The organism is Paenibacillus sp. LBL (genome assembly GCF_029893715.1).
GTDB lineage: Bacteria > Bacillota > Bacilli > Paenibacillales > Paenibacillaceae > Paenibacillus_AQ > Paenibacillus_AQ glucanolyticus.
On record NZ_JARXYU010000006.1, the window covers coordinates 70,805 to 84,948 of the forward strand.

Sequence of the window (14,144 nt, forward strand, 5' to 3'; positions counted from 1 at the left end):
CCGCTGCCGCTGAACCCAAGGTTCAATTGCAGCCTTATCCTTTATCGGCAAATCCTTTGCGAAACCAAAGATCCAGCAGACAGAAATTAAATATAAAAAAACCCGGTGTCGCATTCGCGAAAATAAGCGAAGCGCCCAGGCTGTCAAGGGGCATCCTGGGCACAAATAAATGCCCCAAGCGGCTATCCGCTCAGGGCATTTCAGCAGGATATCCATCCTGTTGCTCCTTATGCCAGATCCCACTCGGAATGGATCTTGGGCACATCAGAAATAAGCTGCTGGGTATAAGGATGCTGCGGATTTAAGATGACCTCTTCCGCCGGTCCCCGCTCCACCACTTTCCCCTGTTCCATGATGTACAGCGTATCGCTCACATAATAAGCCAGCCCTACGTCATGGGTAATGAAAATAATCGTCATATTGTTCTCATCCCGCAGTTTCAGGAGCATATCGAGAATCGTGGAGCGCGAGCATGCATCCACCATGGAGGTCGGCTCATCCGCAATCAGCAGCTTCGGATGAAGCATGAAGATGCGGGCGATCATCAGACGCTGCATCTGTCCGCCGGACAATTCGAACGGATACTTGTTATGCAGTTCCTCGAACTTCAGATTCACGAAGGAGCAGGCTTCCTTCATCTTGCGAAGCTGCTCCTCTTTTGTCAGATTGACACCCTGCAGCTTGATGCAATCGAGCAGCAGCTTTTCAACTTTGTAGAACAGATTAAACGAGGAGAACGGATCCTGAAAAATCGCCTGGATATTTTTCCAATATCGCTTGCGGTCTCCATGCCGCTTCAACTGCCTCGGCTTGCCCATATACTCAATTGAGCCGCTGCTCTCCTTCAGCAAGCCCATGATCATTTTGGCCAGTGTCGTTTTGCCGCTTCCGCTCTCGCCGACAATGGATATGATTTCACCTTCGTGAAAGGCAAAGCTGACATCCTCCACGGCGGTTGTCTTCTGTTTCCCATAACCGAACACCTTCGTCAGATGCTCTCCCCGAATCAGTACATCATTCTGCTTCATTTGCATACCACTCCTTAAGCACTTCAGGCTCCACGATGCATCGATAGATGCGATCCCCCGCGGTTTGGCTCTCGATTTTCCCTTTCCGGCACGTTTCCTGGACATAGGAACAGCGGTCTGCAAACCGGCAGCCTTCCGGCACGTTCTTCAGATTGGGCGGCGTTCCCGGGATCGCGGCAAGCTTATGGCCCTTCATGCCTTCCTCCGGCACGATGATGGAGCCCATCAGCTTCTTAGTATAGGGATGGATCGGATCGAAGATCATCTGCTCTGCGGTTCCGCGCTCCACAATCTCCCCTGCGTACATAACAATGATGTCATCCGTGACATGATAGAGCAGCGGCAGCTCGTGTGTAATAAAGACAAGCGACTGAATAAAGCCTCGGTCCAGCAGGCTTTTCAGCAGCTTGATGACCGCTTTCTGCGAGGTTACATCCAGAGCCGAGGTCGGCTCATCCGCAATCAGCACTTTCGGATTCAGAATGGTGGAGATAGCAATGACCGTCCGCTGTTTCATACCGCCTGACAGTTCGTTCGGGTAGGAGTGGAGCACCTTGGGGGACAAGTTCAAGGTTTCAAACCGTTCTGCCGCCATGTCCCACACTTGTTTCTTGTTCAGCTCGGGTCGGTGCTCCTTCATAATATCCTCGATAAAATGTATGATTTTGAGTGTAGGATTCAAGGCATTCATAGCTGCCTGCGGAATGTACGATATCTCTCTTCCCGATACCTGGGCACGAAGCTGCTCTTTGCCAAGCTTCATGATATCCGTGCCGTTAATAACGATCGAGCCGCTGCCGAAATGCAGTGGTGGAAAATAAAATCCCATCAGGCTAAGCGCAAGCGTCGATTTGCCGCAGCCGGATTCCCCGGCGATGCCGAGCGTTTTCCCCTTCTCAAGCGAAAAACTCACGCCGTCTACAGCATATACATGTTCCTTCAGCCGGGTTCGGTAATATGTCTTCAGTCCATGAACTTCCAGTATATTTGTGCTCAAAACACCCATCAGCTCCTAATCTTCGGATTGAAAATTTCATCCATGCCGGTGTTCATCATGTACAAGGAGAAGGTAATGATTGCAATGGAGATCGCTGCCGGGATGAATGCCCACCAAGCGCCGGCAACCGGTGCTTCAAACACGAGCGCCCAGTTCATGATGATGCCGAGGGAGATCGTGTTGTACGGCCCCAGCCCGAGCATCGAGATGGAGGCTTCGGAGAGAATGCCCGATGCCGTCTGCAGCACGAAGGCCATAACCACATAGGAAGCGATGTACGGCAAAATTTCCGAGAAAATAATTCGCGGCGTGCTGTATCCGGAGATTTTGGCAATATTGACATGATCCCGGTTTCGCAATGAGGAGGTTTGTGCCCGCACGGCTCTGGCCGTCCATGGCCAGCTGGTAATCCCAATGATGACCGCCGTGACAAACGAGCTGCGCGAATCGATGCTGACCGAAATCAGAATCAGAATGACAAAGGAAGGAATGACGATAAAGATGTTTGTGATCGCAGTTAGCAGGTTGTCAATCATCCCCCCGATATAACCTGAAGCAAGACCGATGACAAGTCCGATCACGGTAGCGAATACACCGGCAATCAGTCCAACCTGCAAGGAGGTTCGGATGCCATAGATCAGTTCGAGAAATAAATCCCTGCCGAAATTATCCGAGCCCAGCAGCAGCTTTGAATCCGGAGGCTGATAGGCAAGCGCGATCATCTCCAGCGGGTCATTGCGGTTAAACAGCGGGTAGATCAGAACCAGACCGATCATGGCCAGCAGCATGCAGGCTCCGAACATAAACTTTGGCGATTTGATCAATATGCGAAATGAACTGTTCATATTATTGATCCTCCATCTGAGCGGCCTTAATTCTTGGATCAATCCAGCCGTAGATTAAGTCAATCGTAAAGTTAGCGAGCAGCACTGCCAGGGCAATCAGTAAGGTGCAGCCCGAGATTAACGGATAATCCAGCTGCCGGATCGCGGTGAACATCCAGGTTCCGATTCCCGGATAACTGAATACGATCTCGCAGATCAGCGAGCCGCCAACCATCGTACCGATGGATAATGCCAATCCCGTAATTTGGGGCAGCATGGCATTCCGGAATACATACTTTGCAATCTTGGAATCCCGGATGCCAAGCAGCTTGCTGTACAGCACATAATCGGAATTCAGCTCATAGATGGACATTTCCCGCATGCCGATGGCTTGACCGCCAATGGTAACCAGCACAATCGACAGGAACGGCAGGGTATGATGCCTCAGCACCGAAGCAAAGAACTCAAAGCTGAGTGTTGGCACCATCTGATAATCATAGCCCCCGTGAAGAGGAAACCAGTTCAAGGACAAAGCAAACACATACAGCATAATGATTGCCAGCGTAAAGAACGGAATGGAATTCACAAACAAGGCAACCGGAAATATGACTTTATCGAATACCCCTTTGCGGTATGCCGCCACGGCACCCAGCACGTTGCCGATCAGCCAGCCGACCAGGATCGCCGGAAGCTGGAGTCCGATCGTCCATGGAACCGCCGAGGCCAGAATTTCCGTTACCGGCTTCGGATAAAGTCCGAATGAAGTGCCGAGGTTACCCGTCACCAGGTTCTTCAAATAGATCAGGAACTGCTCGCCAAGAGGCTTGTCGATTCCGAACTCGACGAGAAACGTCTCGTACACCCGTTTGATGGTATCGCTGTCGGTCATACCCTGCGTCATCTCGGAGACAATCATGCTGACCGGGTTGCCCTCAATCATCCGGGGCAGCAGAAAATTCAAAGTGACCGCGATCACCAGCGTTAGAAAATACCAGAAAAACTTCTTGACGATATATTTTCCGTAAACACTCAAGCAGCTCACCCCCAGGAATCACACACCTGAATTTGGAAAAGAGACCTATATCAGGGGTCGTAAATCCGCTAATATAGGTCTTTGATCATTAATTTATACAATCAATTATGGATTTGGTACAGTGACCTGATGCCGGCTCCATCCATTGAGATTTGAGGCGGGATGTTGCTGCCGTCCCCTTCGGTAGGGAAGCCCTTCCAGACCGACTCGTTGACCGTATCAAACACCCACGGACGATACATGAGGGGGATTGAAGGAATATCCTTCAGCCAGATTTGAGTCAGCTCGGTGTAGAGCGCTTTCAATTCAGTTTCGTCGGAAATCGTTGGAATCTTCTCAATGATGGCATCTGCTTGATCGTTCTTATAGCGGCCCCAGTTGTAGAACGCCATCTCGCCCATAGGGGCAACGCCCTTGGAATACATGATGGTCATGGCACGGTTCCATGGCTGGCTCGGGCTGACTCCGCCGGCAGGCGTGTTCATGATAATATCGAATTTGCCTGTCTGTAAATCATTGGTCCACACCGGTGCCTCTGGGAATTTGGTTCGAATTTCGATGCCGATGGCCTTGGCGTTCTGTGCAACGATCTCAAGCGACGCATTCCAATCGGACCAGCCGTACGGGCATTCGATTTCATAAGGACCCAGACGCGTTCCGTTCAGCACGCGGATACCGTCCTTGCCCTTCGCAGCGCCGATGGAATCGAGCAGTGCATTAGCTGCATCCACATCCGTTGTCCACTGCAGCGGTTTAATGGCTGCTTGATCCACGTACTTCGCTTCCGCATCGGTATTGAGTGTCAATGAAGGTTCCATCGGTGCCGAGTAGCCGCTGATAGCAAGCTCCGAGATTTTACTGTAATCAATCGCCATCGCAATGGCTCTTCTGACATCCGCATTGTTGAGTCCTTCCTTCGACATGTTGAAGAAAATGGACGGCATGGAGCCGGGCACGTAATACGGAGCGTCCTTGATATAGGTTTTAACAGGGGCTCCGCCTTCCCACATTTTCCATACCTGCGGAATGAACTGCTGTGATACATCGACCTGACCGCTCTTGAACGCCAGATCGCCCGCTGCATTATCTTTATAAATGACATGTGAGATATATTTGGGGGCCGGCAGCTTGCCAAAAAGCGCTTGACCCCAGTAGTTATCGTCCCGTACTATCGTGATCTTCTGATCGTTGTAAAAGTACATTTTATAAGGTCCTGTTCCGACCGGGTCCTCATTTACTTCCTTGCGGATAGCAGCCAGATCATTATTGGCTTTCTTCTCAATCTCTTCCCAGATGTGTTTAGGCAGCATGGGCATAACCTCAATACTGTCGAGTACCGTCAGTTTGTTCGGATTGTCTTTATTCAGCTTGATGTTGACCGTTTGAGGTCCGTCCGCTGTTACGTCCTCAATGTAGGACCAGAAGCTGCTCCAGTTGATGTCGTACTTTTTGCCAAGCTGGTAGGTGTAGACGACATCATCTGAACTGAAGGGTTTGCCGTCGCTCCATTTGGCATCCTTATTCAGATCGATCTTCAGCGTCAGGTCGTCGGTCCATTCGTACTTGGTGCCAAGCAGCGGCTCCAGCTCGCCTGTCAGCTGATTGACCATGAACAATGTCTCATAGATTAATTCCCTGGAATTCCCATAGTTGATTGGAAATGCCGGGTTTCCGCTGAGCAGGTTGAAATTCGTTGGCGCCCCCCATTGCAAACCGTTCACGTACAGCGTTTCGTTTCTTGGCGTTGCTTTTGCATCACCCTGCGGTGCTGGCTCTTCACTGCCTCCGGGGGCCTTTACTTCTTCCTTAGGCGGCGGATCTGATGCTGTCGGTGGCGTTACGCTCTGGCATCCGGCAGCAAAAAAAGACGCGACCAGCAAAAGAATGAACATGGGTCTCAAAACTGTTTTCAGCTTCACTTGTGAACCCTCCATTCATGAAAATGTGTTCGTCTCTTTAATGCTGAGTGTGTCGATTAAGGCATGGTTGTATGCAAGCGCTTTCTTGATGGATTTATATGTTCCTCATTTCAATCTGAGTACTATTAAATTTGTTGTTTTCGTTTCAATCCTCAAGGATTTTTCCAATTTGCGTCGAACATGAATGGAAATGGATAATCTAGCGGACGATTCGATTTCCAACAAAGGGGTGGGCCTGCTGCCTGTGATTAAAGACGTTTTATTGCAGCTATTGTTTGCGTTGATGCCTTTTGTCGCGTACAACATCTATTACAGAAAACTGACAGTCAACTATTCCCGCAATTTCATCCTCCTCATCTGTTCGTTGTGCATGCTGCTGTCGATGACCTTTGCTTCGTCTGTTCAAAGCGGGCTGATCTTTGACGTCCGATATGTCATTATGTTCTTTGGCATATTATTCGGAGGTTTCATGACCGGGGCTATCCTGCTAATCGAATTTCTGATCTATCGGCTGCATATTGGCGGTTCCGGCATGATCGACGCCATCATTATATTGATCATTACCTTCCCGCTATCCGTTCTGCTGGCCACCCTCTACCATAAAAGCAAACATAAGTTTTGGATTGTTTTTATTGCCGGCATCAGCTTTTCACTCATCCCGCTCCTGGTGCTCTATATAACAAAACCTGATTATATCCTGAGTCATTTTATATTTAACGTCCTGGTTATGCCTGTCCATAATTCTCTGGGCATATGGCTGCTCGTTACCCTGTTTAACAAATCGGTATCCGACAAGGAACTATACCTGCAATATATCCAGAATGAGAAAGCCGAGGCCGTGAACCATGTGGCCGCATCCCTTGCCCATGAGGTTCGCAATCCGCTGACTACCGTGCTCGGGTTCCTGCAATTAATCAAGAGTGGTACGTTTCCTCAGGAAAAAACGGACCGCTTTCTCGAGATCAGCATGGAAGAAATAAGGCGCACCGAGCAAATCCTGTCTGAATATCTGTCGATCAGCAAACCTCTCGTTCCATTTCAGCAAAAACTTGAGCTCACCGCTCAGATCAGATCCGTTGTCGAACTGATGACCTCGTATGCCAATATGAGTAATATCACACTCAGCGCCGACTACCCTGAGCTCCCCGTCTACATTTCAGGCAGTCCCGCCGAGCTCAAGCAGCTGTTGGTCAACTTTATCAAGAATGCAATTGAGGCCAGCAGAGATGTCGATAAAGGCTGCGTCAACATCCGAATCTATGAAGAAGCAGAGCAGGTCGCCATCGAAATTCAGGACAACGGGATCGGCATGAATCCTGAGCAATTGAGCCGTCTCGGTTCTATTTATTATTCCACCAAAATGAGCGGCACCGGCCTTGGGCTCACCTTCTCATACCAGGCCATCCGCGCTATGGATGGCAGTGTTTCAGTACGAAGCTCGCCAAGATCCGGAACCGTGTTCCTCATCACCCTCCCGCTTGCTGCCACAGATCCATGAGCTCGCGAAGCCGCTATAAGGGCAAAGAGAGAGGCTCCTGAACCGGAGCCTCTCTCTTTTTGCTACTCTAGCAAGCGAATTTCTTTTGCCTCAAAACTTCTATTGTTTTTGCTAATATTCAACGGCTTTTTTAGTGTAATCCGAATAAGGTCGTTCGTCTTTAGACTATCCAGCTGGATGGTCTCTCCCTGGCTGTCCTTCAATGAAGTATCTTCTGTGACACGGACTTCGCAGGGATAACCCTCATCCGTGTGATTCTTCCTGTTTCGGTTTACTTCGTCAGAGCAGTCAACGGTAATCTTGTCGTCTCCCACTGAATAAATCGCAGACTCAAAAACCGATACATCCCGGGCACATCCAACAGAAAGGAGCAGCACGATCAGAGTGAATAATAGCCTCAGCTTCACGTTCCAACCTCCCTTATAATGAACCTTTATTAGAGGAAGCCTAGGAAGCACTGCACTCGATTTCCGCTAGATTATGCAAGAAGGTAACCGCAGCTTATTCTGCGGAGAGGGCATACGTGGACAGCGGCTTAATGCCATGTGTCTGCTTCGCTTCCTGGAGCAGATAGATTTCGGATTGAATCAGGGTAACCAGCTTGGACGGAGCCTTCTCTATGTCGCTCAGTTCGGACTGGTAGGATTGCAGGGTCATATCCACTTCCCAGAGCCCATCCTGGAGCTGAGGTGAATAGAAGGTTTTCTCCCGGCGCACGCTCCAGCCGGACTGCTCGGCAATCCCCTTTATCTGCCCTGGCGTAAACAGTGTTCGAACATTGGAGCTGCTGTTCTTCTTAAACACTTCATATTGGGCTTGGACCAGAACCGCCAGCAAATGCGGATATTGCTCTGGATGCGTGATTCTGGGATCCCATTCCGCAAAGCAGAGCCTGCGTCCCCACGCTCTGGCTTTTTGCAATACGGCCTCCAACTGCTCTGCCGATTCGAAATACCATGAACAATGAGACAGCACAACGATATCGAAGGAATTCTCTTCGTAGTCAAGAAGCGGCGACAGTATGTCCGTTTCCAAATCAATCTGTATCCGTGAGCCCAGCGGCGATTGCGTTAACCGTTCGGAGGCGGCGCCCAGCGTCACCGGGGCTCCATAATGGGGAGGTGCTGTGTCCACACCATGCACAAAACCGGATTCGCCCGCAAAATAAGCAAGCACCGCGGTTGTATCCCCTTGCCCGCATCCAATCTCCAGAATGCGGTCTCCTTCCCGGATTCCCCAAAACTCGGCAAGCTTCAGACGATGCTCTGTTTGGATCCGCTGGATTTCGACTCTGGCCTGATCCACAGCCATGCATTCAATAATATAATCGATTGGGTTATGAATTATAGCTCCCCCCTTGAAGATTGATCTTAGATCTCATGTAAATGTCGATAAAGCTCGGGGTATCGACTCTTCAAATTTATTATATCACCGCCTTAACGCACATTGCCCAAAATTACTAAACCTTTTTATATCTGCATTGCTTGCACACAACACCCTCCTACTCCTGCTTGCTCCTCTAGCTCACCTATGGTGTCAAAAAAACCCAAGCAGCGGGAAACCCTCCCCGCTGCTTGAGTTACGATTGCTGCATCTCATGTTATTGGAATTTCGGGAGCCAGTCTCCGTGTGCTTCAATGAGATCGTCGCACAGGCTCTTGATGTCATCAATGGACAACTCGGCAGCCGTATGCGGATCCAGCATCGCTGCATGGTAAATGTGCTCCTTCTTGCCTGTTGCCGCCGCTTCCAATGTCAGCAGTTGGGTATTGATATTCGTCCGGTTCAGTGCCGCACACTGCGGAGGCAGATCTCCCACGTAGGTTGGTGTTACACCGCTGGCATCGACCAGACAAGGAACCTCTACGCAAGCTTCCTTCGGAAGATTCGTGATCAGTCCCGTGTTCATCACGTTACCTCCGATTTTGAACGGAACATTCGTCTCAATGGCTTCGAGAATATAGGATGCATATTCATGGGAACGGTGATGCGTTAGGTCCTGGTTGCTTACCAGATCCTCGCGCATCGCCTTCCAGCCCTCAATCTGATTCACGCAGCGCCGCGGATATTCATCCAGCGGAATGTTGAATCGCTCGATCAGCTCCGGATAATTGCGCTTGATGAAGTAAGGATGGTACTCCGCGTTATGCTCAGAGGATTCCGTAATGTAATAACCGAAGTTCAGCATCATTTCCAGACGAACCATATCATGATGTTTCTCTTTCTGCTTCTCGGCTGCGCGTCTTTTAATTTCAGGATACAGGTCCACGCCATCCTTCGTTACCTCAAGCAGCCATGCCATATGGTTGATACCGGCGATTTTGGCCTGTACACCTTCCGTTTCCATGCCCAGATTTCTGAACAGGTCCGGAATGCAGGCCTGCACGCTGTGGCATAGACCTACCGTTTGCACGCCGCCCAGCGTATTCATCGCATTGGTCAGCACCGCCATCGGATTCGTGTAGTTCAGGAAGAGCGCGTCCGGACAGACCTCCCGGATATCGGCTGCAAAATCCAGCATCACCGGAATGGTACGAAGATTGCGGAATATTCCGCCAATACCCACCGTATCCGCGATGGTTTGTCTCAGACCGTACTTTTTCGGAATCTCGAAATCCGTAATCGTACAGGGATCGTAGCCTCCAACCTGGATCGCGTTTACCACATATTTAGCCCCGCGCAGAGCTTCCTTGCGGTCACTGTATGATTTGACGACACAGGTGCTGCCGCTGGTTTTCTTTATGTTGTTGAGCATGTTCTCAGAGTCTTTCAAACGGACCGGATCAATGTCAAACAAAGCGAGTTCGAATCCCTGCAATGCCGGTGTTTGCATACAATCACCCAGGACGTTCTTGGCAAACACCGTACTACCTGCTCCGATAAATGTAATCTTAGACATAAATAAATGCCCTCCTTAAACTCCATAAATAGATACGCTTTCACAAGACTAACTATAAGATAATCAGTCTTTTTTGAATATGGAGCAAAACAAGGGCGATATGGACATTTGTTGTTTCATTATGTAAGCTAGCCCTAACAGATTATCCTGCTTCAACAAATTGACTATGGTGCACGTTATAAGGAGGCGACAGCTGTATGTCCATTCTGCCAGACCATACGCTCTACACGATAGGCATGAATCCTTCACCGGGCGGCCACGATCTCAACCTCCTGTTCAGCGGTGAAGGAACGCCCGTTCCACGTCATAAAATCGGTCCCATCATTCATGATTACTGCCTCATTCATACGGTCTTAACCGGAGAAGGCGTGTTTGAATGCGCCGGGACGGTTCATCACTGCACAGCAGGCGATACCTTCGTGATCCTCCCAGGCGTTCTCTTCAGCTATGAAGCCCATGAGCGGAATCCGTGGCACTACAACTGGGTCGCTTTGCAGGAAAAAGGAACCCACATGCTGCTGGCCGACATGGGTATCACCCCGGCTAAACCGATCATCCCTTGCACGGACGAGGCCGAACTGGACGCTCTGGCATCCATGTACCGCCATATCCGTCTGGGCTTTAACCAATCAGACCAGCCCTGGCTTGAAGATCTCCAGGCATCTGGTTGGCTCAGACTGCTGCTCCATAAGCTGGCGATGTTAAATCGCGAGCACCTTCCTTCGAACTCCCGTGACGTGCCTGATATTGAACGGGGTGTAAGGCAGACCGAGCGATGGATTTCAACCCAATATCACCAGCAGCTATCCATTGATCAGATGGCCAAGACGCTTGGGTACCATCGGGCTCATCTCTCCAAAATATTTAAGCAGCAGACCGGCCTATCCCCCATGCAATACCTCATGAAGGTACGCATGGAGAAAGCCAAATCCCTGATGAAATCCTCCTTCTCCATTCACGAGATTGCCTCTTCTGTCGGTTTCAATGATGCGCTCTATTTCTCAAAGCAGTTCCGCAGATGGACAGGCATGACCCCGAGCGAGTATAAATTCAGTCTGGAAAAGGGGGAGCGAACGAGTCAACATCAGAATCCGTAAACATCCGATGTAATCCCTGGTGATTGAACATCATCTAAATCCATGCATTTGCGAATCGGGATGGGGAAAACATCTCGCGCACCTCGGACGGCACGCAACGATTCTCGATGAAATCCGCAATAAGCTTGGCCGTCACCGGACTAAGCAGAATTCCGTTGCGGTAATGCCCCGCGGCCATTAATACCCGCTCTGCACCTTCCACGGGGCCTATGAGCGGATAACCATCCTGGGTGGCAGGCCGAAGCCCCGCCCAGCTGTGAAACGGGAGTTGGCCTTCCAGAAACGGAAGCACCTTGTTGTTCCAGTTTCGGAGTCGTTCGATTCCCCTTTCCGTGACCGATGTATCGTATCCGGCAACATCTTCGGAGGCACCACACACCATCGTGCCATTCGCCTTGGCAACCAAATAACCTTGGTTAAAAAAGACCATATGCTTTACAGGCGGCTGCGTTTCCGTTCTGTAGGCGCAAATCTGCCCCCGAATGGGATAAACCGGAATCGGGAGGCCCAACTGCTCCGACAGCTCCTGCGCCCAGGCACCCGTGCTTGCGACCAGCCGATCTCCGTAAAAGACAGTGCCGTCCGCCGCCGACACGGCGATATGGCGGTCCCACTCCACAAGTCGTATGCTTCCGAGTTCTTCCTTAATGAGCACTCCCGATATCCGGCAGGCCTGCTCCAATGCTCTGATGAAATCGGGAGCGTATATGTGGCTTTCCTCCGGCGTATATAATGCGGCAAGCACGTCACGCGACAATGCCGGCTCCATCCGGAACAGCTCGGCTCCGCTTACGATCTCGCCGGATGATCCATATTGGCGCTGCCATAACCGGCGCCCTTCAAGAGACAGCAGGTCTGCGGCATGATAGGCAATGTGCAAGCTGCCCGTATTCGCATATTCGAAATGCACGCCGGATATGGATCTGATCTGCTCTTGCCACTCCGGATATAACAGCAAACTAAACTGACATAATCTAAAAAATGCGTCGGGGCCTTCTGTATTTTCCGAGAAGGGGGCAAGCATGCCTGCCGCCGCTCCCGAGGCTTGTCCGCCGCAGCGCCTCGCCTCCAAAACGGTAACATTAAAGCCCCTCATTCGAAGCTCGTATGCGCAGGATAAACCAATGATTCCGCCGCCTATAATGATAATGTTCTGACTCATCTCTACCTCAGTTCTGTTTGAATCAACCTTTACTTTAATATGAATTCGTCAAAGCCGCTGCTCGCTGAAGCATACTGCTTCCTGGCGATTCTGCCAGCCAGGTAAGATTGTCTACCCGCTTGAATAGCCAGCTTCATTGCTGTTGCCATCATGACGGGATCCCTCGCTTTTGCCACAGGTGTATTCATTAACACGCCGCTGACACCCAGTTCCATCGCTTGGGCCACATCACTTGCTGAACCGAGGCCGGCATCAACGATGATCGGCACATGGGCCTCTTCAACGATAAGCCCCAGGTTATAGGCATTCAGGATGCCAAGACCGGTACCGATCGGAGCAGCGCCGGGCATGACCGCAGCCGCTCCTGCTTCCTCAAGCCGCTTGCATATCACCGGGTCATCCGAAGTGTAGGGAAGGACGGTGAAACCTTCTTTGACCAAAATTTCCGTTGCTTTGAGCGTTTCGATCGGGTCCGGCATGAGTGTACGTTCATTGGCGCTGATTTCTACCTTGATCCAGTCGCTCAGACCGGATGCGCGTGCCAAACGCGCAATTCGAACGGCTTCGTCGGCCGTGCTTGCCCCGGAGGTATTAGGCAAAAATATATGTTTGCCCTCTTCTACATGCTGCAGAATGGAATCGTCCGCCGAAGACTCCAGATTGATTCGCCGAATCGCAAACGTCAGCACTTCGGCTTCCGAAGCCTTGATAGCCTCCATCTGCACATAAGGATTCGGAAACAGACCCGTGCCAATCAAGAATCGAGATCGCAGCTCATAATCGCCAATACGCAGTAAATCCGGCTTCATCATGCCTCAACCTCCTCCAACGAAATGAACAAGCTCAATTGACATATTCGCGGTTACCGGGGTATCCGGCCACTGCTCGGCCGTCAGCACCTTACCATCAGCTTCGGCAACAACCGGTTTGCCCAATAAACCAAAAAACTCAATAACGTCCAGAATGGTTCTTACATCGCGAAGCTCATGCTCCACGCCATTGATCCTAAGCAGCATCGCCTTACTCCCCCCTCTTCGCGCTATTTGCCTCCAGCTTGGAAATGAACGCCTCGCAGGTACCCTTTACGTTGCTGCTGCCCACAATTTCACTCACCGCGCAAATGCGCGTCGCGCCTGCCATCAGTACTTGATCCACATTGTGCAGCTTAATGCCCCCAATCGCCACAAAAGGAATTTGGATCGCATGCGCCACTTCTCTCACATACGCTTCCGTAACCGGATCCACCACATCCTCCTTGGTGGCCGTGCGGTACACCGGACCGACCCCAATGTAATCTGCGCCCTGCGACTCTGCCAGCAGCGCTTCCTCTATCGCGTGTGTGGAAATCCCGATGATTTTGGAACCGACTAGTCTTCGAGCTTCCGTGAGCGGCATATCTCCCTGCCCCAGATGAATTCCATCGGCATCCGCTTCCAGTGCAATATCCACGTAATCATTGACGATAAAGGTGACACCATACCGAGAAGTCAGCTTGCGAAGCGCTTTGGCTTTGGCAAGCACTTCCGCTTTCGGGCTTTTTTTGTCGCGAAGCTGAATGATATCCACACCGCCGAGAATGGCTTGCTCCATCACGTCCAGCATATCCCGGCCGGGATGAAACTGTTCTCCGGTAATGGCATACAGTCGAAAATCTTTCAAAGCTTCCCCTCCTTCCTATACAATATCA

General features: G+C 50.7%; 14 protein-coding genes. 2 read left to right on the top strand and 12 right to left on the bottom strand.

The window, feature by feature from the left end; all coding sequences use genetic code 11:
- Positions 1-227 precede the first annotated feature (227 nt).
- The 5 genes from M2277_RS15275 to M2277_RS15295 form a co-directional block, all read right to left on the bottom strand.
- The gene (locus M2277_RS15275; RefSeq protein ID WP_036641213.1) at positions 228-1,028 is read right to left on the bottom strand and encodes an ABC transporter ATP-binding protein; all 801 of its coding nucleotides are present in this window, start codon (positions 1,026-1,028) and stop codon (positions 228-230) included.
- Complete coding sequence (locus M2277_RS15280) at positions 1,015-2,025, bottom strand: ABC transporter ATP-binding protein (protein WP_036641261.1); 1,011 nt, start codon at positions 2,023-2,025, stop codon at positions 1,015-1,017. The genes M2277_RS15275 and M2277_RS15280 overlap by 14 nt, the downstream gene beginning before the upstream one ends.
- Before the next feature lie 8 nt (positions 2,026-2,033).
- The gene (locus M2277_RS15285) at positions 2,034-2,870 is read right to left on the bottom strand and encodes an ABC transporter permease (protein ID WP_280755091.1); all 837 of its coding nucleotides are present in this window, start codon (positions 2,868-2,870) and stop codon (positions 2,034-2,036) included.
- 1 nt (position 2,871) lies between these two features.
- The gene (locus M2277_RS15290; RefSeq protein ID WP_006208637.1) at positions 2,872-3,882 is read right to left on the bottom strand and encodes an ABC transporter permease; all 1,011 of its coding nucleotides are present in this window, start codon (positions 3,880-3,882) and stop codon (positions 2,872-2,874) included.
- Positions 3,883-3,983: 101 nt separating this feature from the next.
- Positions 3,984-5,801: an ABC transporter substrate-binding protein gene (locus M2277_RS15295; protein ID WP_148248026.1), complete on the bottom strand. Its 1,818-nt coding sequence runs from the start codon at positions 5,799-5,801 to the stop codon at positions 3,984-3,986.
- 190 nt (positions 5,802-5,991) lie between these two features.
- Between M2277_RS15295 and M2277_RS15300 the strand changes: the two genes are divergently transcribed.
- The gene (locus M2277_RS15300; protein WP_280755092.1) at positions 5,992-7,299 is read left to right on the top strand and encodes an ATP-binding protein; all 1,308 of its coding nucleotides are present in this window, start codon (positions 5,992-5,994) and stop codon (positions 7,297-7,299) included.
- Between the two features lie 62 nt (positions 7,300-7,361).
- Here the strand turns inward: M2277_RS15300 and M2277_RS15305 are convergent, their stop codons facing one another.
- The 3 genes from M2277_RS15305 to melA all read right to left on the bottom strand — a co-directional run bounded on the left by M2277_RS15305 (position 7,362) and on the right by melA (position 10,198).
- Positions 7,362-7,706 (bottom strand): hypothetical protein, encoded by a 345-nt coding sequence (locus tag M2277_RS15305; RefSeq protein ID WP_006208635.1) that lies wholly within the window; start codon positions 7,704-7,706, stop codon positions 7,362-7,364.
- A gap of 94 nt (positions 7,707-7,800) precedes the next feature.
- Positions 7,801-8,610, bottom strand: coding sequence for a class I SAM-dependent methyltransferase (locus M2277_RS15310; RefSeq protein ID WP_280755093.1), 810 nt, complete (start codon positions 8,608-8,610; stop codon positions 7,801-7,803).
- 289 nt (positions 8,611-8,899) lie between these two features.
- Entirely contained in the window at positions 8,900-10,198 is a 1,299-nt protein-coding gene (melA, locus tag M2277_RS15315; protein ID WP_006208633.1) for an alpha-glucosidase/alpha-galactosidase, read from the bottom strand.
- Positions 10,199-10,395: 197 nt separating this feature from the next.
- Here melA and M2277_RS15320 point away from each other — a divergent pair, with 197 nt between their 5' ends.
- A complete protein-coding gene (locus M2277_RS15320) occupies positions 10,396-11,295 on the top strand; it encodes a helix-turn-helix transcriptional regulator (protein WP_006208632.1) in 900 nt (299 codons plus the stop codon).
- Positions 11,296-11,329: 34 nt separating this feature from the next.
- On the opposite strand, the gene thiO is transcribed toward M2277_RS15320, so the two are convergent.
- Genes thiO through thiE form a run of 4 tightly spaced genes read right to left on the bottom strand, consistent with a single transcriptional unit; the run spans position 11,330 to position 14,116 of the window.
- The gene (gene thiO, locus M2277_RS15325) at positions 11,330-12,457 is read right to left on the bottom strand and encodes a glycine oxidase ThiO (protein ID WP_280755094.1); all 1,128 of its coding nucleotides are present in this window, start codon (positions 12,455-12,457) and stop codon (positions 11,330-11,332) included.
- A gap of 29 nt (positions 12,458-12,486) precedes the next feature.
- Complete coding sequence (locus tag M2277_RS15330; protein WP_036641258.1) at positions 12,487-13,266, bottom strand: thiazole synthase; 780 nt, start codon at positions 13,264-13,266, stop codon at positions 12,487-12,489.
- Between the two features lie 6 nt (positions 13,267-13,272).
- Positions 13,273-13,473 (bottom strand): sulfur carrier protein ThiS, encoded by a 201-nt coding sequence (gene thiS, locus M2277_RS15335; RefSeq protein WP_006208629.1) that lies wholly within the window; start codon positions 13,471-13,473, stop codon positions 13,273-13,275.
- A gap of 4 nt (positions 13,474-13,477) precedes the next feature.
- Positions 13,478-14,116 carry a thiamine phosphate synthase gene (thiE, locus tag M2277_RS15340; RefSeq protein ID WP_280755095.1) on the bottom strand — a complete coding sequence of 213 codons (639 nt, stop codon included), beginning with the start codon at positions 14,114-14,116 and terminating at the stop codon, positions 13,478-13,480.
- Positions 14,117-14,144 lie beyond the last annotated feature (28 nt).